General features: G+C 62.8%; 19 protein-coding genes and 1 riboswitch. Of the genes, 15 read left to right on the top strand and 4 right to left on the bottom strand.

Annotation, left to right across the window (positions count from 1 at the left end):
• Positions 1-14 precede the first annotated feature (14 nt).
• Positions 15-109: riboswitch (SAM riboswitch) on the top strand.
• A 9-nt stretch (positions 110-118) separates the two neighbouring features.
• The 9 genes from V2B23_RS20455 to V2B23_RS20495 all read left to right on the top strand — a co-directional run bounded on the left by V2B23_RS20455 (position 119) and on the right by V2B23_RS20495 (position 9,967).
• Positions 119-208, top strand: coding sequence for a putative leader peptide (locus V2B23_RS20455; RefSeq protein ID WP_430952027.1), 90 nt, complete (start codon positions 119-121; stop codon positions 206-208).
• Between the two features lie 167 nt (positions 209-375).
• Positions 376-2,016 (top strand): ABC transporter substrate-binding protein, encoded by a 1,641-nt coding sequence (locus tag V2B23_RS20460; RefSeq protein ID WP_430952028.1) that lies wholly within the window; start codon positions 376-378, stop codon positions 2,014-2,016.
• A 2-nt stretch (positions 2,017-2,018) separates the two neighbouring features.
• A complete protein-coding gene (locus V2B23_RS20465; protein ID WP_430952029.1) occupies positions 2,019-3,017 on the top strand; it encodes an ABC transporter permease in 999 nt (332 codons plus the stop codon).
• Positions 3,010-3,900: an ABC transporter permease gene (locus V2B23_RS20470; RefSeq protein ID WP_430952030.1), complete on the top strand. Its 891-nt coding sequence runs from the start codon at positions 3,010-3,012 to the stop codon at positions 3,898-3,900. The genes V2B23_RS20465 and V2B23_RS20470 overlap by 8 nt, the downstream gene beginning before the upstream one ends.
• Positions 3,897-5,519, top strand: coding sequence for a dipeptide ABC transporter ATP-binding protein (locus V2B23_RS20475; RefSeq protein WP_430952031.1), 1,623 nt, complete (start codon positions 3,897-3,899; stop codon positions 5,517-5,519). The genes V2B23_RS20470 and V2B23_RS20475 overlap by 4 nt, the downstream gene beginning before the upstream one ends.
• On the top strand, positions 5,506-6,624 hold the full coding sequence (locus tag V2B23_RS20480; RefSeq protein WP_430952032.1) for an LLM class flavin-dependent oxidoreductase: 1,119 nt from the start codon (positions 5,506-5,508) through the stop codon (positions 6,622-6,624). Before V2B23_RS20475 ends, V2B23_RS20480 begins: the two co-directional genes overlap by 14 nt.
• Before the next feature lie 25 nt (positions 6,625-6,649).
• Positions 6,650-8,020, top strand: a complete 1,371-nt coding sequence (locus V2B23_RS20485; RefSeq protein WP_430952033.1) for an NtaA/DmoA family FMN-dependent monooxygenase — start codon at positions 6,650-6,652, stop codon at positions 8,018-8,020.
• Entirely contained in the window at positions 8,017-8,823 is an 807-nt protein-coding gene (locus V2B23_RS20490) for a DUF1684 domain-containing protein (protein WP_430952034.1), read from the top strand. The genes V2B23_RS20485 and V2B23_RS20490 overlap by 4 nt, the downstream gene beginning before the upstream one ends.
• 1 nt (position 8,824) lies before the next feature.
• The gene (locus V2B23_RS20495; RefSeq protein ID WP_430952035.1) at positions 8,825-9,967 is read left to right on the top strand and encodes an LLM class flavin-dependent oxidoreductase; all 1,143 of its coding nucleotides are present in this window, start codon (positions 8,825-8,827) and stop codon (positions 9,965-9,967) included.
• A gap of 43 nt (positions 9,968-10,010) precedes the next feature.
• On the opposite strand, the gene V2B23_RS20500 is transcribed toward V2B23_RS20495, so the two are convergent.
• Positions 10,011-10,919: an alpha/beta hydrolase gene (locus V2B23_RS20500; RefSeq protein ID WP_430952328.1), complete on the bottom strand. Its 909-nt coding sequence runs from the start codon at positions 10,917-10,919 to the stop codon at positions 10,011-10,013.
• A 173-nt stretch (positions 10,920-11,092) separates the two neighbouring features.
• Between V2B23_RS20500 and V2B23_RS20505 the strand changes: the two genes are divergently transcribed.
• The 6 genes from V2B23_RS20505 (at position 11,093) to V2B23_RS20530 (ending at position 17,141) form a co-directional block, all read left to right on the top strand.
• A complete protein-coding gene (locus V2B23_RS20505; protein ID WP_430952036.1) occupies positions 11,093-11,767 on the top strand; it encodes a hypothetical protein in 675 nt (224 codons plus the stop codon).
• The gene (locus tag V2B23_RS20510) at positions 11,767-12,243 is read left to right on the top strand and encodes an RDD family protein (RefSeq protein WP_430952037.1); all 477 of its coding nucleotides are present in this window, start codon (positions 11,767-11,769) and stop codon (positions 12,241-12,243) included. The genes V2B23_RS20505 and V2B23_RS20510 overlap by 1 nt, the downstream gene beginning before the upstream one ends.
• On the top strand, positions 12,240-12,587 hold the full coding sequence (locus V2B23_RS20515) for a YidH family protein (RefSeq protein ID WP_430952038.1): 348 nt from the start codon (positions 12,240-12,242) through the stop codon (positions 12,585-12,587). Before V2B23_RS20510 ends, V2B23_RS20515 begins: the two co-directional genes overlap by 4 nt.
• Positions 12,588-12,679: 92 nt before the next feature.
• Entirely contained in the window at positions 12,680-13,693 is a 1,014-nt protein-coding gene (fgd, locus tag V2B23_RS20520) for a glucose-6-phosphate dehydrogenase (coenzyme-F420) (RefSeq protein ID WP_138869903.1), read from the top strand.
• 146 nt (positions 13,694-13,839) lie between these two features.
• Positions 13,840-15,924 carry a phosphate acetyltransferase gene (pta, locus tag V2B23_RS20525; RefSeq protein ID WP_430952039.1) on the top strand — a complete coding sequence of 695 codons (2,085 nt, stop codon included), beginning with the start codon at positions 13,840-13,842 and terminating at the stop codon, positions 15,922-15,924.
• On the top strand, positions 15,921-17,141 hold the full coding sequence (locus V2B23_RS20530) for an acetate kinase (RefSeq protein WP_430952040.1): 1,221 nt from the start codon (positions 15,921-15,923) through the stop codon (positions 17,139-17,141). The genes pta and V2B23_RS20530 overlap by 4 nt, the downstream gene beginning before the upstream one ends.
• A 34-nt stretch (positions 17,142-17,175) precedes the next feature.
• On the opposite strand, the gene V2B23_RS20535 is transcribed toward V2B23_RS20530, so the two are convergent.
• Genes V2B23_RS20535 through V2B23_RS20545 form a run of 3 tightly spaced genes read right to left on the bottom strand, consistent with a single transcriptional unit; the run spans position 17,176 to position 21,840 of the window.
• Entirely contained in the window at positions 17,176-19,497 is a 2,322-nt protein-coding gene (locus V2B23_RS20535) for a tetratricopeptide repeat protein (protein WP_430952041.1), read from the bottom strand.
• Between the two features lie 7 nt (positions 19,498-19,504).
• A complete protein-coding gene (locus V2B23_RS20540; RefSeq protein ID WP_430952329.1) occupies positions 19,505-20,473 on the bottom strand; it encodes a glutamate ABC transporter substrate-binding protein in 969 nt (322 codons plus the stop codon).
• Between the two features lie 14 nt (positions 20,474-20,487).
• Complete coding sequence (locus V2B23_RS20545; protein ID WP_430952042.1) at positions 20,488-21,840, bottom strand: hypothetical protein; 1,353 nt, start codon at positions 21,838-21,840, stop codon at positions 20,488-20,490.
• Positions 21,841-21,987 lie beyond the last annotated feature (147 nt).

Here is a 21,987-nt window from a genome sequence, read left to right on the forward strand (position 1 = left end):
CGTAGACTTGCGAACGACCATCTCGAGCGACAGAGAGACCTGGCTCAATGAAGTCGCAGCAACCCTTCGCGTCATCGCGTGAGGGTGCTACCGCCAGGATCGATGGAGGAATGCAGTAATGAAGGCAGTTGAAGGCGGTTTCGCTACCGCGTGGTCGCGTCGTCACGTAGACCTGTGCCGCACAGCAGGATCGTTCTGTACTCACTGACCATGGCCGCGATGTTTACCGTCGTAGTTGACCCTGGTCAGTCTCTCGAGGCTCCCGTACGTGGGTAAGCCTGTTTTCTCTTCTCTTCGTAGCTGATTCGTGCTTGCTTGCCCCGTACTCCGGTGGTGGCAAGCGCGCTTTTCCGCATGCCTCTTTAGGAGTTCTTGGTGTCTTCACGCTCAATCGGTGCACGCTCACGCGTCACCGTCGCCGCTGGTATCGGCGCTATTTCGGTTCTCGGCACCGTACTTGCCGGTTGCAGCACCAGTAGTGGTGACACCAGCGCCGACGCCGGGCCGGCCCAGTCGGGTGGAACCCTGCGCTACGGACTCTCGACGGCGCCCACCTGCGCTGACCCTGCACAGGCAGGTACGAATCAGACTGTGTATGTCACTCGTACCGTGGTGGATTCGCTGACCGACCAGGATCCGGAGACAGGTGAGATCACGCCGTGGCTGGCAAAAAGTTGGGACATCAGCCCCGATGCCGCTAGCTTCACGTTCACGCTGCGCGACGGTGTCACGTTCAGTGACGGTACGCCGGTGACGGCAGAGTCGGTCAAGAAGAACTTCGACGTGGTCAAGGATCTGGGCCCGAACGCCGCCCTGGCGAAGAGCTACCTGTCCTCGTACACCGGCACGGATGTCGTCGACGCCCACACCGCCAAGGTCAACTTCTCCGGTCCCAATGTTCAGTTCCTGCAGGCAACTTCGACGCCGCAGCTCGGCATTCTGGCGGACTCGACCACGGCACTACCGTCGGAGCAGCGTTGCGCCGGGGCTGCGGTTGTGGGATCCGGCCCGTTTGTCTACACGGACTGGCAGCAGGATCGATCGGTCGCGATCGAGAAGCGCGCCGGATACAACTGGTCGTCGGATGTGACCGGTCATCAGGGGGAGGCGTATCTGGACGGCGTCAACTTCACTGTTGTTCCGGAGTCGGGAGTGCGTGCAGGCAGCGTCGCCTCGGGGCAACTCGACGCGGTCAGTGACGCATTGACGCAGGACGCTCCGCAGATCGAAGCGGCAGGCGGACGCATTCTCACTCGGCCCAATCCCGGGGTGAGCTTCTTCTTCCAGCCCAACGTGAGCCGCGGTGTTCTCGCCGATCAGGCTGTGCGCCAAGCGATCATCCCCGCGATCAACCGGCAGGAACTTGTCGACACGGTCCTGGATCCGTCGTTCTTCCCGGCGACGAGCCCACTGGCGCACACCACACCGCTCTATGCCGATCAATCAGGTGTCGTGACCTATGACGCCGACAAAGCGGAAAAGCTACTCGATGCGGCAGGGTGGAAGGCCGGTTCCGACGGAGTACGTGAGAAGGACGGCCAGAAACTGACTTTCGCGATTTCCTTCAGCCCGGCGTTCGCCGGCAACCAGGCAATCCTCGAGCTGGTTCAGCAGCAGCTGCGGAAGGTGGGTGTGGATGCGAGGCTCAACCTGCTGTCCAACGGGGAACTCACCGAGAAGCAGACTTCGGGTGATTACGATGCCGTGTACTACAACTCCACCCGTGCCGATGCGGACATCCTTCGGGCGTCCTTCGGCCTCGACGGTCGAAATCTCAACAAGCGCACTGCAGACCCCGAGCTCGACAAGGTATTGACGGAACAATTGGCAACCACCGACACAGCGACACGCGGTGAATTGGTGGCTCAGGCACAGGAACTGATCATCGATCGTGGACTCTCGATTCCGACGATCGAACTGTCACAGGCAGTCGGAGCCGGAGCCTCGGTGCAGGATCTGAAGTTCGAAGCCTCCTCACGTCTGCAGTTCTACGACGCATGGTTGTCGGGTAAGTAGTCATGACGCGATACGTACTCGCCCGACTAGGGCAGGCCGTGCTGGTCCTCTGGGCGGCTTTCACCATCTCGTTCGTGATCTTGTTCCTCCTGCCGAGTGATCCGGTCAGCATGGCGGCGGACGCGGCGGGACAGGGTGTGGCGGTGGATCAAGCTGCACTCGAACAGCTTCGGGCGCGATACGGCCTGGACCAGTCGGTGTGGGTGCAGTACTGGACCTCGTTGACCAATGCGCTGCGCGGTGATTTCGGCACGTCGATCTCCACCGGACAATCGGTGACGGATGCGATCTTCTCAGCCCTGCCGAGCACGCTGGTGCTGGCAACCACGGGTTTGGTTCTTGCCGTGCTATTCGGAGTGTCGATCGCGTTCTTCGCTACCTACACCCGCAAGCGATGGATCGCGAACCTGCTGTTCTCGCTTCCTCCACTCGGGGTGGCAGTTCCCACCTTCTGGGTGGGTCTGATTCTGCTGCAGCTCTTCTCGTTCCGTTTGCACATCTTCCCGGCATTCGGGGACAAGGGATTCGCAACGGTGATTCTCCCGGCGATCACCCTGGCGATACCGACTGGCGCCGTGATCGCGCAGGTGCTCACGACCAGCCTGCAGTCGACGCTGCGTTCGCCGCACGTGGAGACCGCGTACGCCAAGGGGGCAAGCCGGTGGCGCGTGCAGACCCGTCATGCGTTGCGACTCGCGAGCATTCCGGCATTCACCATCGCCGGTGTGCTGGTCGGAACTCTGCTAGCCGGTTCGGTGGTCGTCGAAACGGTGTTCTCCCGCGCCGGAGTCGGCCGTCTGACTCAGACGTCGGTCATGGCTCAGGACACTCCGGTAGTCCAAGGCGTGGTTGTTTTTGCATCCTTGGCATTTGCGCTCGTCAACTTGGCGGTCGATCTCTTCTATCCGTTGATCGACCCACGCATTATCTCGGCCAAGGCGTCCGACACCGCGAAGTCACAGTCCGAAAGCTCGACAGATCTGGAGCCGGCGCATGTCTGACACGTTGATCGAACCACTCTTGCTGGATCCGATACCGGAGGAGAAGTCGCCCGCTACCATCCGTCGGACGTCTTCGGTGATTCGGCGGATCGGTAAGCCGGGTCTGCTGATTCCGGTGCTGATCGTTGCGCTGGCCATCGGTTTTGCGGTGGCACCCGGCGTATTTGCCAGTGGCGACCCGTTGTCCGGCGTGCCGGCAGACAAGTTACAGGGGCCGAGCCCGGCGCACTGGTTCGGAACAGACAACCTGGGGCGAGATCTCTACACACGATTTGTGCACGGTGCTGCGCTGTCCCTGACCGCGACACTCGTGGCGGTGGGTGTTGCGTTGATCGTCGGATCGTTGATCGGGCTGATTGCAGGATTTGTCGGTGGGGTGCTCGACGCAGTGCTGATGCGCATCGTCGATGTTCTGCTCTCGATTCCCGCTTTGCTGTTGTCGCTGGCACTGGTCACGGCACTGGGTTTCGGCACCATCAACGTCGCGATCGCGGTGGGTGTGGCGATGGTCGCGAACTTCGCCAGGGTGATGCGTGCCGAGGTGATGCGGGTACGTAGCGCGCAGTACGTCGAGGCGGCTTTCGGTTCGGGAGTGCAGTGGCTCGGAGTTCTGCGCCGGCATATCCTGCCCAACTCGTATGCGCCCGTGATCGCACTGTCTGCAGTCGAATTCGGGCAGGCAGTACTTGCGGTGTCCGCGTTGAGTTTCCTGGGCTTCGGAGCGGTACCGCCCACCCCGGAATGGGGGTCGTTGGTATCCGAGGGACGGAACTTCCTCGCCAATGCCTGGTGGATGACAACACTTCCCGGCCTCGCAATAGTTGCGGTGGTCATTTCGGCGCATCGCATCGGACACGAGATCGAAAGGAGCAACCGGCGATGAGCACAACGCAGGATCAGTTGCTTTCCGTCACCGACCTACAGATCTCCTACGGAGCCGCACCCGCCGTACACGGCGTCAGTTTCACGGTCGGCCGAGGTGAAGTTGTTGCAGTGGTGGGCGAATCGGGCTCCGGAAAGTCCACAACAGCCCACGCGATTCTCGGACTGCTCTCCGGCAGCGGACACGTCACCGGGGGCAGCGTCGAGTTCGAAGGCGACCGGATCGACGACTACTCGGACCGGGCCTGGCAGAAAATCCGCGGTGCACGTATCGGTTTGGTGCCGCAGGACCCCACAACATCGCTCAATCCGGTAACCCGAATCGGTGATCAGGTTGCAGAAGTACTTCGCATTCACGGTCTGGCCGACCGGCGGAAAGCGCGGTTGGATGCCATCGAGGTTCTTGCACGCGCGGGAATCGATCGTCCGGAGATCCGAGCACGGCAGTATCCACACGAGCTCTCCGGCGGTATGCGGCAACGAGTTCTGATCGGTATCGCACTGGTCGCGAACCCGGCACTGATCATTGCCGACGAGCCCACCAGCGCGCTGGACGTCACAGTCCAACGACGAATCCTCGACCACTTGGACGAGCGGATCGCCGAATCCGGTGCCGCTGTTCTCCTCATCACACACGACCTGGGAGTGGCCGCGGACCGCGCGGATCGGATTCTGGTGATGCACGACGGTCGGATTGTCGAATCCGGTTCTACCGAAAAGATTCTGGGAGATCCTCGACACGACTACACGAAGAAATTGCTGAGCTCGGCGCCGAGCCTGTCATCGGGACCCGTCGATCGCCCGGTCCGAGCGCAGACAACTCCGCTGCTTACTCTGGCGGGAATCACCAAGCGCTTCGACGTCGGACGAGGCAGTGCTATCACCGCGGTGAACGACGTGTCGCTGACCGTACCGCGCGGACAGACAGCCTCGCTCGTGGGGGAGTCGGGTTCCGGGAAGTCCACGACGGCGCGCATCGCGGTGCGGTTGGAACAGGCGGATTCGGGAACCATCACCTTCGACGGCGCGGACATCACCCGGATCCAGGGCAGCGATCTGCGCGAACTACGCCGAAAGATCCAACTCGTCTACCAGAACCCGTACGCATCCCTCGATCCCAAGCTCTCGATAGTCGACATCGTGGCGGAACCGCTGCGGGCCTTCAAAGTCGGCACTCGAATTCAGCAGCAGGCCAGGGCCGCGGAACTACTCGATCAGGTTGCCCTGCCCGGGCAATTCGGTAGCCGCAGACCTGCCGAACTGTCCGGCGGGCAGCGGCAGCGTGTGGCGATTGCGCGAGCACTCGCACTGAAGCCCGATCTACTTGTTCTCGATGAACCGGTATCCGCTCTGGATGTTTCGGTGCAGGCACAGATTCTGGCGCTCCTCGACGAGTTGCAACGCGAACTCGGATTGACGTACCTCTTCATCTCGCACGATCTGGCCGTAGTGCGGCAGATCAGCGACATCGTCGGGGTCATGCAATCCGGTCAGCTGGTCGAAATCGGCACTACCGCAGAAATATTCGACAACCCCCGCCACGACTACACCCGAACACTGCTCGGTGCCATCCCCGGGCGGGACCACGCAGCAGGAAAGGCCGAACATGTCCGAGCATAATTCCGCAGCATTTCTCATCGGCCTCGAATTCGAGGGCACCGGTGTGCACCCCTATTCGTGGCGCCGCGAGGATTCGCGGGCCGAAGAAGTGTTCACCTCGTCGTACTGGGTGGATTTGGTGACCGTAGCCGACCAGGCCGGCGTAGACCTTGCCTTCTTCCCGGATTCGTTTGCCTTGCAGACCCAGGGGCAGCATGCAACGCGCGGTCGACTGGAAGCAGTTGCCACAGCTGCCCGATTGAGCGGCGTGACGTCGCGGATCGGGTTGGTTCCCACCGCGACCGTCACCCACACCGAACCTTTCCACATCTCGAAGGCCATCGCGAGCATCGACTTCTCGTCTTCGGGCCGGGCGGGTTGGCAGGTAGAGGTATCCGACACCGACGCGGCTGCGTCGCTGTTCGGTCGAAAGGCCGTGCAGAGCGAACAATCGCTGTGGGAGGAAGCATCGGAGGCCGTCGAGGTGGTCAGCCGGCTGTGGGACAGCTGGGAGGACGACGCCGAGATCAGAGATGTGGCGACCGGCCGATTCATCGACCGGGACAAGCTGCACTACATAGATTTCGAGGGCAAGAACTTCTCGGTCAAGGGGCCGTCCATCACGCCGCGTTCGCCGCAGGGACAACCGCTGATCGTGGTGGATGCGAGCAAGCCGCAGGCGCGGGAGTTGGCAACCGAGCGAGCCGATCTCATCCGAATCTCCGCCGCCGACCTGGGTGAGGCTCAGGCCACCGCCCGGCTGGTCCACGACAAAGCCGCGGAGAATGGCCGTACCGTTCGTGTTCTGCTCGACGTCGATGTCCTGCTCGGTGCCGATCGCGGGGCGGCGGACGACGCCCTCGCCGAACTCGAAGAGTGGGCAGGAACGCCCTATACGCCGCACTCGGTGTTCTACCGCGGCGACGCCGGCGGACTGACCACGCTGCTTCGCGAGATCAGTGGCTCGGCGGGGCTGGACGGAGTGGTACTGCGACCGTTGGCCCTGGCAGCCGGGGCGGCGAAGATCACCGCCGAAGTACTGCCCGCGTTCAATCCGAGGCCGAACCTCGCCCCCACCCTGCGGGAGCGGTTGGGACTGGGGCTACCCGTCAATCAGTTTGCATAGCGGCCGGAAGAGAACAGGAATTTCGATGACACAGAACAAGATTCGTAAGCAAGTTCACCTGGGTGCTCACTTCCCCGGCGTGAACAACACCACCGTATGGGCCGATCCCGCCTCGAAGAGTCAGATCGAGTTCAGCTCGTTCGAGCATCTTGCGCGCAGTGCCGAACGTGGCCTGTTCGACTTCTTCTTCCTCGCCGAAGGGTTGCGCCTGCGCGAACACCAGGGCAAGATTCACGATCTCGACGTGGTCGGCCGCCCGGACACCTTCAGCATTCTCAACGCGATTGCCGGTGTGACAACACATCTCGGACTCGCTGGAACGATCAACACCACCTTCAACGAACCGTACGAGTTGGCTAAACAGTTTTCCACGCTCGATCATCTGTCGGACGGCCGGGCAGCCTGGAATCTGGTCACCTCGTCGGACGCCTTCACCGGTGAGAACTTCCGCCGCGGTGGATATCTGGAGCACTCGCAGCGATACGCCCGCGCCAACGAATTGGTCGACGCGGTGCGGACACTCTGGGACAGTTGGAGTGTCACTCGTCCACTCGTAGACCGTGAGCGCGGAATCTTTGCCACCGACCAGCAGGTCGGCCAGTTCTCGCACACCGGAGAACAATTCGACATCTCCGGACGATTTGAGGTACCCCGAAGCCCGCAGGGGCACCCAGTTCTCCTGCAGGCAGGCGACTCCGACGAAGGCCGCGAATTCGGAGCGGCCAAAGCCGACGCCATCTTCACCGGCCACGGAACACTCGAAGCCGGAAAGGCCTTCTACACCGACGTGAAGGGCCGCCTCGCCAAATACGGACGGACGCACGCCGACCTCAAAATTCTCCCCGCCGCCACCTTTGTCCTCGGTGACAACGCGGCTGACGCCCAGGAGAAGGCGTATCATATTCGCAGGCAGCAGGTCGGACCACAGACCGCTATCGCCTTCCTCGAACAGGTGTGGGGCCGAGACCTTTCCAACTACGACGCCGACGGCCCGCTGCCGAAGGAAGACCCGACGGACGATGTCAACATCACCCGTGGACGCGTGCGCCACGTCAAGGATCCCCGCGCCGTTGCGGATCAGTGGCGAGCAAAGGCCGAAGCGGAGAATCTCAGCATCCGTGAACTGATCATCGATGTGACTGCCCGCCAACAGTTTGTGGGCAGCGCAGCAGAGGTGGCCGCCGAGATCGACAGCTACGTCCAGGGCGACGCGAGTGACGGCTTCATCCTCGTCCCACATCTCACGCCGGCAGGGCTCGACGAGTTCATCGACACCGTTGTACCGGAGTTGCAGGACCGCGGCAGTTTCCGCACCGAGTACGAAGGAACAACTCTGCGCAGCCACCTCGGGTTGCGTCATCCACACGAGCAGGCTGAAGGAGTTCGCGCATCATGACCGTCACCGATACCAGGGAAACTACCTTTGTCGACGAATGGACTGCGTGGCATGCGTTGCGCGACGCCACCTTTGCCGAGCCGCTCGGCTGGCTGAGCCTGACCGCCCTGCACTGGCTGGTGGACGCCGATTCCACTTTCTCGGATCTACCGGGTGCATGGCGGGCCGACGCACACGCCGTGGTTGTCACCGCGAGGCCGGCAGACGACCTCTCGATCGACGGTGTTGCCGTGGACGGGTCGCTCACCCTGACGCCCGCCGAAGGCGCGCCGGGATTGATCGTGAAGCAGGGGCCGCGTCTGGTCGAGGTGATCCGCCGAACCGGTGAGGTCGCTCTGCGCATTCACGATCCGTCAGCACGGGCTTTGGCGCAGTTCAGTGGTATCCCGACCTTCGATCCGAATCCGCAGTGGCGCATCGACGGTATCTTCACCGCTTTCGACGAGGCTCGAACAGTGACGACAGGTGCCGTCGTCGAGAGGCTCGAGCATCACCACGATGCGCGCGGAACAATCAGTTTCGAGTACGACGGGGAAATTCGGACTCTGATTGCGTTCGCCGGCAAAGACGACGGCTTTCACATTCTGTTCACCGATGCGACCAGCGGGGTGAGTACCTACCCGGCAGCGCGTTCGCTGCACGTGAACCCTCCACTGCCCGGTGGAGCGGTGGTTCTCGATTTCAATCGTGCGTCGAATCTGCCGTGCGCCTTCACCGATTATGCGACGTGCCCCGTAGCCCCCGCCGAGAATCGTCTGCCGTTTGCCGTGGAATCCGGCGAGAAGATTCCGGAAGTGAACTGACATGACGGTGCCGCTGTCAGTTCTGGATCTGTCGCCGATCAGCGAGGGCAGTACAGCGCGAGATGCGCTGCGGAACTCGCTGGACCTCGCTCGTTCTGCGGAATCCTGGGGGTACAAGCGGTACTGGGTTGCCGAGCACCATTTTGTCAGTGTGGCGAGCTCGTCGCCGGCAGTACTCGTCGGGCTGATTGCGGCTGCCACCAACACTATTCGCGTCGGGTCCGCTGCCGTGCTGCTGGGGAACAACACGGCAGCCGAGGTGGTGGAGGAATTCGGTACCGTCGACGCGTTGTACCCGGGCCGGATCGATCTGGGTATCGGCCGCAGCGGCCAACGGCGGGTGGAAGCACTACGAGCTGTTGCGGCCGGTAAGACTGCGCCCGAGGTTGCACCCCGCGGCACCGTGGTGCGTGAGGGTGTTGTGATCCCGGCGCCGTTCGATATATCCGGACTGCTCACGTCGCCGCGTCTGCAAGCGTCGCTGGAGGCCTTGGCATTTCCCGGCGCGCAGGCTCCCGACTTCGAGGAGCACGTCGGTGAGATCCTTGCTCTGTTGAACGGCACCCATCGCAGCAGTGACGGCATCGAATTGCACGCGAGTCCGGGCGAAGGCGCCGACGTCGAGGTGTGGGTGTTCGGCAGCAGTGCTGGACCGAGTGCGGAGCTGGCGGGCAAGCTCGGGTTGCCGTTCGGTGCGAATTACCATGTGGCGCCGTCGAGCACACTCGAAGCGGTGCAGGCCTACCGTGCGGCGTTCCGTCCCTCGGACACTCTGGCGGAGCCGTACGTCGTGGTCTCTGCGGATGTTGTCGCGGCGGAGGACGACGCCACAGCGCGGGAGTTGGCGTCCACGTTCGGGCATTGGGCGCACAGCATTCGCAGTGGTGCCGGAGCAATTCCGTACCCGGATCCGGCGACCGCGCTCCCGTTGCCCGAGCGTGACCGCGCGTTAGTCGAGGACAGGCTGATCACTCACTTCGTCGGCTCGCCCAGCACTGTTGCGGATCGGCTCGAGAGTCTGCAGAAGCTGACCGGTGCAGACGAATTGGTGATCACCGGCGTGACTCATCGCCACGAGGACCGTCTGCGCTCCTACCAGCTGCTGGCCAGGGAGTGGGGACTGCCTGCACTGCTGGCGGCGTGAGTGCGGCGAGTGAGCAAGCCTGTCGGCTTCCGCAACTCGACCCCTACGCTCCGATCGCCCCCGCGATCATCGGCCAGGACGCGCGCATATCCGCTTCGAAGAGCCCCCACGTGTGGGTGCCCTCGGGGCGGAAGCTGAATGTCGCCGGTATACCGAGTTGAGTGAACCGCCCTTGCAGCGCAGCGGTACACAGTTGAGTGATCCCTTCGAGCACGCTGCCGGGAATGACGCCCGCAATCGCGGGGATCGAGTTGATTCCGTCCACCGGGCCGGGGAGGCCGTTGCCCGTGGAGATGAAGAGCTGTGTGCCGCGGAGCTTTTCAGCGTTGATCAGCGGGTCGTGAGCAGCCCACTGCGGTCCTCCCGGCCGGCCCCACATGTTGTGGACGTTGCCACGGCCGAGAACTTCCACCATCGATCGAACCGCCGTCTGCCCCAGTCCGTCGACGGTGCGCGGGCAACCACTGTACGAACCGACAGCGCGGTACACCCCCGGCGCCTGAATGGCGAGGTCGAGCACGGGTCCACCGGCCATCGAGACGCCGCCGAGAGCGTTCACCCCGGTTGTGTTGTAGCGAGAGTTCACCGCAGCGGGGAGTTCCTGTGTCAGGTATGTCTGCCACTTGTTGCGGCCGAGCACCGGATCGTCGGCATTCCAGTCGGTGTACATGCTGTACTTGCCGCCGACCGGCATCACCACGTTGACGTGTTTGTCGTCGAAGAAATCGCGAACGCCGGTGTTGTTGAACCACGAGATCCCGTCTTCCCCACCGCCGACCCCGGTCAAGAGGTAGAACGTGGGCGCTGGGCCACCGCCGGCGGGGGAGATGACGTCGTTGCTGATCCACCGGTCCATCGACGGTGAGTAGACGTCGAACCTCGTGACCGTGGACTGTGCCGATGCGGTGTGGGCAGTCAGGCTCAGAATGCCTGCGACCATCACTGCCGCCATCGTGAGATGGATACCGAAGTGTTTTCCGAATCGCGTCACGATCACGTCTCCCCACGGTTGATGCTGACGGTTGCTGTTCGTCCCGACGAATTGTGTATACCAACAGTGGCACAATGCGAAGCAGAGTAACGAATGTCCGTTATTCGGAGGGGTGAGTGGTGGAGGGCGGTCTCGTGGGTGCACAACCGGATCGACCGGCGCCTGATCTTCTGCGTCTGGGCTTCGGATTGGCGTCGATCACGCTTGCCGCTGCCCGGCGAGCGACGACTACCGTGTTGGACTCGGTTCCGAGGATTCCGATAGTCGGAGAACCGCTGGACCACGCCATTGTGCACGTGAGTGCCCTGGGTAGCGACGCAATCGCGTCCACCGCCGCGTTTGCCGACACAACCCTGCGGACGGTGATCAGGGCAGTGGTGGCAGCGGCACTGGACGAAATCGACATCACGAAGATCGTCGTCGACAACGTCGACCTCGACGCTATTGCCGAAACTATCGACGTCGACAAGATCGCCGAACGTGTGTCGCTGGAACCGATCATCGATCGCATCGACGTGGACGACATCGCGCGGCGATTGGATATCGAGGCAGTGATCAATCGGCTCGACCTCGACGGCATCGTCGATTCCGTGGACATCGAACGGCAGATCTACCGGGTTGATCTGGTGAAGATCGCGGACCAGGTCATCGAGGGCGTAGACCTGCCCCAGATCATCCGCGAGTCCACTGGTTCGTTGTCCACCGAAGCGGTGCAGGGTGCTCGCGTTCAAGGGATGCAGGCCGACGACGCCGTTGCGGATTTTGTCGGCCGACTCTTCGGACGCGAGAAGAACGCTGGGCAGGAGTAGTGGCGGCATCCCAGAATTCGGGTCCCGCCGGAATCGTCACCCGCGGTATCGCCGGAGCGATCGACTTGGGTGTCGTACTCGTTCTGATGGGCAGCGGATATCTCGCGGTGGCATTTGTGCGACTGCTGTTCTCGCCGCAGACGTTCACGTTCTCCCAGCCCGGGATTTTCCTGTCCACGACGGCGTTCATCACGATCTCGACGGTGTACCTGACAGTGTGCTGGGCGACGACCGGCCGGACTGTCGGCAATGTGGTGATGGGCTTGCGGGTCATCACGTTGGGGCATCGACTCGTTCGGTGGCCGCTGGCACTTGTCCGCGCCGTGTTGTGTGTGCTTTTTGCCTTCGGGCTCGGCTGGGCAGTCATCGACCGGCGTCGACGCTCGTTGCAGGACATCGTGCTGCGGACGACGGTGGTGTACGACTGGCGTCAAGATCCGGACATCGTCGTTACCCACGGAACGGAGCACCCGTGACCGAACCCAATAGACCGGACGAACGATTTACCTTGGCCAGCGAGCGAACCTTCCTGGCGTGGATGCGAAGTTCGTTGGCGCTGTTGGCCGGTGGGATCGCGATTGTGCAGCTGGTTCCGGGATGGAGCACCGGGTGGGTGCGCACCACACTCGGACTTGTCCTGATCGTGTTGGCGGCGGCCGCCGCACTGGTGGGGATGCGTCGGTGGTTGCAGGTGAAGAAGGCACTCGAAGACGGAGCGCCGATGCCGGAACCGCACGCGCTCTGGCTGTTTGCCCTGGCACTGGCCGCCGTTGCGGTTGCGGCCGGAGTGGCAACAGTGGTCACAAGCCTTACTCGCTGATCCACACGTAGAAGTCCTGGGGTGGCCTGGATAGTGTGCAGAGAAGGCGATTTTTTCACGTCATAGCGAACAAAGACGAAGAGGAGCACATAGTGGCGCAGGAGCTCAAGCTCGGATACAAGGCCTCAGCGGAGCAGTTCGGGCCTCGGGAGCTGGTGGAGCTGGCAGTTCTCGCGGAGCAGCACGGCATGGATTCCGTTGCGGTCAGTGATCATTTCCAGCCGTGGCGACACAACGGCGGCCACGCACCCTTCTCACTGGCCTGGATGACGGCAGTGGGTGAGCGGACCGAGCGCGTGCAGATCGGCACGTCGGTGATGACTCCGACGTTCCGCTACAACCCGGCTGTTATCGCGCAGGCTTTTGCGACCATGGGTTGCCTGTACCCGGGACGCATCATGCTCGGTGTGGGCAGTGGTGAGGCGCTCAACGAGATCGCCACCGGATTCCAGGGCGAATGGCCTGAGTTCAAGGAGCGCTTTGCGCGTCTGCGGGAGTCTGTTCGGCTGATGCGCGAGCTATGGCTGGGTGACCGCGTCGACTTCGAGGGTGAGTACTTCACGACCCGCGGCGCCTCGATCTACGACGTTCCCGAGGGTGGTATCCCCGTGTACATCGCAGCCGGTGGACCGGTCGTTGCGCGGTACGCGGGCCGCGCCGGCGACGGTTTCATCTGCACGTCCGGCAAGGGCATGGATCTCTACACCGAGAAGCTGCTGCCGGCAGTGGCGGAAGGCGCAGCCAAGGCCGAGCGCGACGTCGCCGAGATCGACAAGATGATCGAGATCAAGATCAGCTACGACACGGATCCCGACGCAGCGCTCGAGAACACCCGTTTCTGGGCGCCGCTCTCGCTCACACCGGAGCAGAAGCACAGCATCGAAGACCCCATCGAAATGGAAGCTGCAGCCGACGCGCTGCCCATCGAGCAGGTCGCGAAGCGCTGGATCGTCGCGTCCGATCCCGACGACGCCGTCGAACAGGTCAAGGCCTACGTCGACGCCGGACTCAACCACCTCGTGTTCCACGCACCCGGCCATGATCAGCGTCGTTTCCTCGAACTGTTCGAGCGCGATCTCGCACCGCGGTTGCGCGCACTGGGCTGACGGAAAGCTCATCGTTGACGGTGTCTGCCACTCGCCGCGTGGCAGGCACCGTTCGTCTGTCTCGGTGCCACCGGTGGCCTGATTCTCGGTGACGGTCACCACTCATTCGAGCAAGCTGGGTGGGTGGCCCCACTAAGCTGTGGGGCATGTCCAGCGCGCCTGCACCCGTGTCGAGTGTCTACATCGCTTCTCCCGAAGGTGATACCGGGAAGTCCACCATTGCATTGGGCGTGATGCAGATGTTGTGCGCGACGGTCGCCCGCGTCGGCGTCTTCCGCCCCATCGCTCGGTCCACTGCGGAGACCGACTACATCCTCGAATTGTTGCTCGAGCACACCACAGCGGATTTGTCGTACGAGGATGCTCTCGGTGTCACGTACGAGCAGGTGCACGAAGATCCGGAGGCGGCGCTCGCCGACATCGTCGCGAAGTACCACGCGGTGGCCGAGCGCAGCGACGCCGTGGTGATCATCGGCAGCGATTACACGGATGTCGCGAGTCCCAGCGAGTTGGGTTTCAACGCCCGAATTGCCGCGAATCTAGGTTCCCCGGTGTTGTTGGCGCTGAAGGGCGCTCGTCGCACCACTCCGGAAATAGTTCAGTTGGCGCAACTGTGCGCGTCCGAATTGTCCTCGAACCACGCGCATTTGCTGGCAGTGGTTGCCAATCGCTGTGATCCCGCCACGCTCGACGACGTGAACGCCGCATTGTCGGGCTTGGGCGTTCCGACGTGGAGCCTGCCGGAGATTCCGCTTCTCATCTCGCCCACGATGGCAGAGTTGATGGAGGCTACCGGTGGCGAATTCTATTCGGGCGATTCCGAATTGCTGCACCGCGAGGCCTTGAAGGTGATGGTGGGCGGGATGACCGCCGAGCACATTCTCGAACGGCTCACCGAGGGAATGGTGGTGATCGCGCCCGGTGATCGCTCCGACGTACTGCTGGCATTGATGAATGCGCATGAAGCAGAAGGATTTCCCTCGTTGGCCGGCATCATCATGAACGGTGGAATTACCCCGCACCCCGCGATCGCCGCTTTGATGGCCGGGCTCAAACAGCGTCTGCCCATCCTGACGACAACACTCGGAACCTTCGACACCGCCAGTGCCGCAGCGCAAACGCGCGGCCGCGTCGCTGTCGGATCGCAGCGCAAGGTCGACACTGCGTTGAGTTTGATGGAACAGCACGTCGACGCCGAAATCCTGTTGGGTCGAATGGCGTTACCGATTCCGTCGGTGATGACGCCGCAGATGTTCGAGTACAAGCTGATCGACCGCGCTCGCGAGAACCGCAAGCACATCGTTCTGCCGGAAGGCGGCGACGACCGTATTCTGCGCGCCGCCGGCCGAGTTCTGCAGCGTCAGATTGCCGATCTGACCATTCTCGGTGACGAGGCAAGCGTGCGCCGACGGGCCGGTGAACTGGGCGTCGACATCAGTGCGGCTCGCATCCTGGCACCGGCGCAGTCCGAGTACACGGAACGGTTTGCGCAGGAGTATACCGCGATTCGAGCGCACAAAGGTATGACCGTCGAACGGGCCCGCGACGTGATCGCGGACATCTCGTACTTCGGGACCATGATGGTGCACTTGGGAATTGCCGACGGCATGGTCTCCGGTGCAGCGCACACCACAGCACATACGATCCGGCCGTCGTTCGAAATCATCAAGACGGCGCCGGGTGTGTCGACGGTGTCCAGCATCTTCCTCATGTGCCTGGCGGATCGTGTTCTCGCGTACGGCGATTGCGCTGTCGTCCCGGATCCGAGCGCGCAGCAGTTGGCGGACATCGCTATCTCGTCCGCGCAGACGGCGAGCCAGTTCGGTATCGATCCGCGCGTTGCGATGCTCTCGTACTCCACCGGAGATTCGGGCTCCGGCGCCGACGTCGACAAGGTTCGTGCCGCAACCGCTCTGGTGCGCGAGCGACGCCCGGACCTGTTGGTGGAAGGTCCCATTCAGTACGACGCCGCTGTCGAGCAAAGTGTGGCGGACAAGAAACTGCCGGATTCGCTGGTCGCCGGCAAGGCCACCGTATTCGTGTTCCCCGACCTCAACACGGGCAACAACACATACAAGGCCGTGCAACGCAGCGCCGGGGCGATTGCCGTCGGCCCCGTTCTGCAGGGGTTGAACAAACCCGTCAACGATCTGTCGCGCGGCGCGCTGGTTCAGGACATTGTCAACACAGTGGCCATCACGGCCATTCAGGCGCAAGGAGCATCAGCATGAGCGACGGCACCGTACTGGTCATCAATTCCGGCTCCTCGTCCATCAAATTTCAACTCGTACATCCTGATACGGCAGAGTTGGTGGCACACGGACTCATCGAGCGCATCGGGGAATCGGACGGCCACATCGTTTACCACCACCGCACCGGAACCTCGGACCGCAACCTGCTCATTGCGGACCATCGGGCCGGACTGAAGATGGTTCTCGAGATCGTCGCCGAAGTGGGGCGGCCGCTGAGCGAGGCCGGCGTCATCGCTGTCGGGCACCGGGTAGTGCACGGCGGGAACGTCTTCTACGCGCCGACGCTGATCGACGATTCCGTAGTCAAGGCCATCTCCGACCTGTCGACCCTTGCGCCGCTGCATAATCCGGCAAACGTGATCGGTATCGAGGTGGCCAGGGAGGAACTACCCGACGTACCGCACGTCGCCGTATTCGACACCGCGTTCTTCCACACTCTTCCGGCGGCCGCGTCGACGTACGCGATCGATCGGGACGTCGCCGAAGCCAACCAGATTCGGCGGTACGGATTCCACGGCACGTCCCACGAGTACGTATCCGGCCGGGTCGCCGCATTCTTGGGCAAGGATCCGGCAGAGCTGAATCAGATTGTCCTGCACCTGGGCAACGGAGCGTCTGCGTCGGCTATCAAGGGCGGCAAGGCAATCGACACCACGATGGGCCTCACTCCGCTCGAGGGCCTGGTCATGGGAACCCGCAGCGGAGACATCGACCCGGGCATCATCTTGCACCTCAACCGGAACTCGGGCATGAAGGTAGACGAGATCGACGACCTTCTCAACCGCCGCTCCGGGCTGAAGGGACTCTCGGGTGTCAACGACTTCCGGGCACTGCTCGAGCTGATCGCAGCCGGAGACCAGCACGCGGTACTCGCGTACGACGTCTACATTCACATGCTGCGAAAGTACATCGGCGCCTTCATCGTTCAACTGGGTGGCGTCGACGTCATCACCTTCACCGGTGGAGTGGGGGAGAACAACATCGACGTCCGGCGCGACAGTCTTGCCGGCCTCGGACGTCTGGGCATCGAGGTCGACGCGGCACTCAACGAGGCGAAGAGCCGCGACGAGCGTCGTATCTCGGCATCCTCGTCGGCCGTCGAGGTGCTCGTGGTTCCCACCAACGAGGAGTTGGCAATCGCCCGCGCGGCGCAGAAACTGGTGTCCGGACTCTGGAAATCACTGCCCGGAGCGTGATCAGAAATTGCTCGTGATCAGAAATTGCTCGTGATCAGAAATTACTGTGCGGCCGAACGCTGTTCGCGAGGTCGACCAGAGCGTAGCGATGCGTTCGGGAGACGGTGGTACGGGCCAGCGTCCGAAGACACATTTCGGCACCCGTGCGTAAACCGCGCTCGGTGAAGGGCAGATCGAGGATGGGTTCGAGTTCGTCGTGCGCTCGGTTTCCGGCCCGGATCCAGTCCAGTGCCGTACCCAGTACCAGCGTCCGCATCTGCAGGCAGCGACCCTCGTCGGCCGGCAGGGCGCGGACGCGTCTGGCCGCCTCTCGGAGAGTGGACTCGTCGAGCTTTGCTATCTCGGTGCGCGAGAGCATCGTCAGCACGCTGGTCATGCGGGCAACGTTGTAATGGCGTGAGCTGGTGGGAACTTCGTCCAACGCCGTGACCGCGGCACCGGTGTCGCCGCGTTCGGCAAGTTGGCGTGCCAACCCGAATGCCGCGCTGACATAGTTGTGGTCGGTCCGCCACACCGTGCGGTAGAACTTACTGGCGAAGCGGCACCATTGGTCGGGATCCTCGGAATCCCATTGTTGCAGTACCAATTCGGCGGTTGCCGCCAGAGCAAGTTTAGGCGCCAGCTCGCCCGGCAAAGCCGTCAGAACCGATTCGAAATGGGTGAAAGCCGATTCGAATGCGCTCTGCTGCAATCCCACCAGCCCGCGGTACCACTCGATCTTCCAATGGTCGCCGATGATGGAATGCAGGTCGTCGAGTATCTTCTGCGCGGCTTCGGGATCACTCAAGTCCAGATGCGCTTTGGCTTCGGCTAGCCGGAACTCCCCGGAAAACGCCACCTCGGTTGCCGAGGCAACCCGATCGATCCCGCCCTCACGGGCGCGTCGGAGTGCGTCGAGGGTCTGGGACGGTTCACTGTGGACGGCCGCGGCCAGCAACGGTGCGCTCGGATCGGCGGGGTCGACCAACGGTATGGGGAGTGCATGGGCAACCTCGAGTGGATCGAGACCGCTGTCGCGGGAATTGCCGTCGACGTACACGTCGGTCTGCGCAACCAGATCGTCGGTGCCGAAAGAGGTTCGCTGTCTACTGAATACGAGTGAGAGTCCCGGGTTTTCCTGGCCGCTCTGGTGAGCCAGTACCTCATGGAGAACACCGACAAGTTGGCCGCCGATCTCGTCAGCAGACTGGAATCGCTTCTTGGGATCCGGATCGGTGGCGCGCAGAAGCAACCGGTGGAAGAACTCGTACTCGCTCAGCACCGGCTCGTCGGCGGGGTCGGGAAGACCGTCGAGGTAGCGGCCGTGTTTGGAGGGCATGTCGAGCGTGAGCACGGCAAGTGTACGGCCGACGGTGAAGATGTCGGACACCACCGTCGGCCCGGTCTCGATGATCTCGGGGGCCTGGTAACCCGCTGTGCCGTAGAGGTATCCGTAATCTTCGATTCCCGACACGGCGCCAAGGTCGATGAGTTTCAACTGGTCCTCGGTCACCATGACGTTCTCGGGTTTGAGATCGTTGTACGCCAAGCCGGTGGAGTGCAGATAACTCAGGGCGGGAAGGATTTCCAACACATACCCGATAGCCTGCTCGATCGGCATGTGACGGCCGTCCGGGAACGTAGCGAGCACTTCCCGGAGCGATCGCCCACCGACGTATTCCATGACGATGTAGCCCATGGGGGTGCCGTCGGGGCGGGGGTGCTCGACGAAGTTGAAGATCTTGACGATACTCGGGTGCGCTACTTCTGCCAGGAACTGCCGTTCGGCAACCGCGACGGCCTGAGCCTCGGAATCACCGAAGTGCAAGAGCCCCTTCAGCACTACCCAGCGGTCGCTGACATTGCGATCGATCGCGAGATAGATCCACCCGAGGCCACCGTGCGCTATCGGCCCCTGCACCTCGTACTGACCGGAAACCAGTTCGCCTACTTCGAGCAGCGGCCGGAAGTCGAAAGTCGAACCGCACTTGGGGCACACGCCACTCTGGCGTGCGGACGTGCCTGCGGCTTTGCGGCCCACCGGTTCTCCGCACTTCCAACAGAAACGTTTGCGTTCGGGAACCGTCGCATCGCTCATCACTGCCGACGCCGGGTCTACGTGGGGAACCGGGGGAACCTCGACCAAACCGCCGCCCAGACGGAGTTTGCGTGTCGAGCGCGAGCGGCGCGAACGAGTGGACCGGCCCGTCGGCGTCGACACGGAGGAGGGAACAGACTCACGCAGCTGTGCGGATGTCGGCTCGGGGCGGGCAGTGGCCGCGGTGAAATCCGGCTCGAATCGCTGCGCCGCCTGTGTGGCAGCATGTTCGGACTCGGTGTTCTGATCCTCGTCCTTCGGATCTCGAGATTCTGTCATGACCGCCTCAATCCCGATATGCGGCAGGTGGGGGACCAGTACTCGGTCCGAGCGTGGTGAGCCAGCGGTTGTAGAGAGAGTTCCAGGTGCCGTCGGTGCGGATCCGGTCCAGAGTACCGTTCACGAATCGGACCAGATCGGTGTTGCCGGCGTTGATGCCGATCCCGTAAGGCTCGATGCCCAACGAACTTCCGACCATGTCGAGATACGGGTCCTGCGAGGCGAGTCCGGCAAGAATGGTGTCGTCGGTGCTGATGGCATCGACCTGCCCTTGTTGAAGTACCACAAGGCAATCCGACCACATGGGGACAGTGACAACCGTGGCCGCCGGTTGTAGTTTCTGCATGCGGCTCAGTGACGTCGTACCGCTCGCGACACAGACCCGCTTGTCGGCCAGATCGTCGATGCTGCGAATGTCCGATCCCCGCACGACCAGAATGCGTTGGCTGGCATTGAAGTATTCACTGGAGAACTCGATCTTCTCCCGGCGTTCGCAGGTGATGGACATGGTCTTGACCACGATGTCCACGGTGGAATCCTGCAGGGCTTCGATCCGCTCGTTGGACGTGAGGATTCGGTATTCGATCTTCTCCGGATCGCCGAAGAGATCGCGGGCAACTTCACGGGCTATGTCGACGTCGAAACCCTCGAGGCGTCCGGTTGCGGGATCGCGGAAGCTCATGAGGTTGCTGCCGGTGTCGAGTCCGACGACGAGTCGGCCACGTTCGCGGATCTTGTCGACACTCGGCTGCGGCGGGCGAGGATTCGCGTCGGCCGGGACCGGACGCAGGCTGGCCGTCGGATCTCCACAGTTGGCCGACGCCGTCGGCGTAGGGCTGGGCGCGATGCTCGCTTCAGCCGGTAGCGGCGGCTGCGTGTACGGCGTGGTGGTGGACGAGGTGAGGTCCTCGGCGTGTTCCCCGCCGCACGCAACCAGCAGCAGCGCGGCCGCACACGCCGCAACCAGCGCGCGCATCCTCGCCCCGCCGGTCACTGATACTCCCGCAGCCGTGGCCAGAATCCGGCGGCGATACCGACAACGCCAAGTATGGCGAGCATCGTCACTCCCGGAGCCGACGCTGACAGCACACGCGAGGCAAACGAGATGTCGGCGCGAAGGCTCTCACGGGAATCCACTATGGCTTCCCACAACGAGTCGTCGAGCGCGCGGTACTCGGCAGCGGAATCCTCCGCACCCGATCCGACGGCGATGTTCGCAGCACCCGTGAAATCTCCGACGCCGAGGCGCAGAGCCATCCGATCGTGCGCCGCCACCCATTGATCGCGGGCGTCGATTGCCTGCGTGAGCACGTCGGTATCAACTCCTGTCCGCCCATTGCCTTGCAGCTCACGGAGAATGGCGTCGACGTTGCTCACCTTGTTGACGAAGATGTCGGTCTCGTCGCCGTCGGAATCGCGTTGGGCCAAACTCAGGGTCTCGACGGTTCGGGCTTGCTGGGCGATGATGCGGGCTTCGGTCAACTCGTGCAGCGGACCAGCTCCCGCGTCGAGCGCGCGCGTGGTGGTGATCGCCGAGATCAACCCGACTGTCAACAGCCAGATCAGCGCTGCGGCAACAGATATCGAGGCGAGAATCAATCCGAGATTGAAGCGTCGACGGCTGTGTTGCGCGATGCGGATCTGGACTGCGATCAGCATGGACAATGCCAATGCAAATGCGATGATCGGCCACCACGGTGGGCGGACAAAATCATTCTGAACCTTGGTGACCTGCGCTTCTTGTGCGGAATGCAGGTGCTGAGCCGTGGGAAGCAGGGACGTTTGCATCAGATTCGACGCCTCGCCGAGATACGCGGCGCCGACGGGGTTTCCGACGCGATTGTTGGCGCGCGCCGTCTCGATCAGCCCGGTGTACACAGTGAGGTCGGTCGAGATGGAGGTGAGGGCGGCTTGGCCCGCCATGTCCACAGTGTCGAGCCCGGCGGACGCGTTCACTATTTCTGCGGACGCCTCGCCGATCGACTGTGTGTAGCGGTCGCGCACCGCCGGCGGTTCGAGTCCACCCCAGATGAAAGCGGTGGCTGCCGCCGCGTCGGCAACCGACAGTGCGCTGTAGAGATTCTGGGCGGAGTTGGCAAGCGGTTCGGTTTCCGTCAGGACGTTGCCCAGGCGAGCTTGACGGTTCTCGATGGTCGCGGCGGCCAGGAATCCCGCCGCCAGGGTGAGGAAGATCAGGACTATCCCGACAGCGGTGAGGCGCCCAGGGGTCGACGTCATGAAATCGCGAAGTTCGCTCTGGATCATCGGCCTCGAGGCGGCTGTATCCACCGGGTTCTCGCCAGCCGGAGCGGGTGCGGTGCGAGGCTCGAGGGAGGGTGTCACGCGGCTGACCATCGAACACCTCTCACTCTCTGCACTCGGGCTGGAAGATCGCTGGATTGCGGGCTCTTCGCGAGCATATAAGTATGGTCCGCACCGAGGGCAGATTGAACGGGTTAGTGTGGGGCAGGATAGTGGCGAATTTAAAGG

It is taken from the genome of Rhodococcus sp. 24CO (genome assembly GCF_050586165.1).
GTDB lineage: Bacteria > Actinomycetota > Actinomycetes > Mycobacteriales > Mycobacteriaceae > Rhodococcus_F.

Excerpts from the sequence above, each read along its gene's own strand:
- V2B23_RS20470 (WP_430952030.1), top strand. The coding sequence starts at position 3,010 with ATGTCTGACACGTTGATCGAACCACTCTTGCTGGATCCGATACCGGAG.
- V2B23_RS20540 (WP_430952329.1), bottom strand. The coding sequence starts at position 20,473 with ATGCGCGCGCTGGTTGCGGCGTGTGCGGCCGCGCTGCTGCTGGTTGCG.
- V2B23_RS20485 (WP_430952033.1), top strand. The coding sequence starts at position 6,650 with ATGACACAGAACAAGATTCGTAAGCAAGTTCACCTGGGTGCTCACTTC.
- V2B23_RS20480 (WP_430952032.1), top strand. The coding sequence starts at position 5,506 with ATGTCCGAGCATAATTCCGCAGCATTTCTCATCGGCCTCGAATTCGAG.
- V2B23_RS20495 (WP_430952035.1), top strand. The coding sequence starts at position 8,825 with ATGACGGTGCCGCTGTCAGTTCTGGATCTGTCGCCGATCAGCGAGGGC.
- V2B23_RS20475 (WP_430952031.1), top strand. The coding sequence starts at position 3,897 with ATGAGCACAACGCAGGATCAGTTGCTTTCCGTCACCGACCTACAGATC.
- pta (WP_430952039.1), top strand. The coding sequence starts at position 13,840 with ATGTCCAGCGCGCCTGCACCCGTGTCGAGTGTCTACATCGCTTCTCCC.
- V2B23_RS20530 (WP_430952040.1), top strand. The coding sequence starts at position 15,921 with ATGAGCGACGGCACCGTACTGGTCATCAATTCCGGCTCCTCGTCCATC.
- V2B23_RS20465 (WP_430952029.1), top strand. The coding sequence starts at position 2,019 with ATGACGCGATACGTACTCGCCCGACTAGGGCAGGCCGTGCTGGTCCTC.
- V2B23_RS20500 (WP_430952328.1), bottom strand. The coding sequence starts at position 10,919 with ATGGCGGCAGTGATGGTCGCAGGCATTCTGAGCCTGACTGCCCACACC.
- V2B23_RS20490 (WP_430952034.1), top strand. The coding sequence starts at position 8,017 with ATGACCGTCACCGATACCAGGGAAACTACCTTTGTCGACGAATGGACT.
- V2B23_RS20535 (WP_430952041.1), bottom strand. The coding sequence starts at position 19,497 with ATGACAGAATCTCGAGATCCGAAGGACGAGGATCAGAACACCGAGTCC.
- V2B23_RS20455 (WP_430952027.1), top strand. The coding sequence starts at position 119 with ATGAAGGCAGTTGAAGGCGGTTTCGCTACCGCGTGGTCGCGTCGTCAC.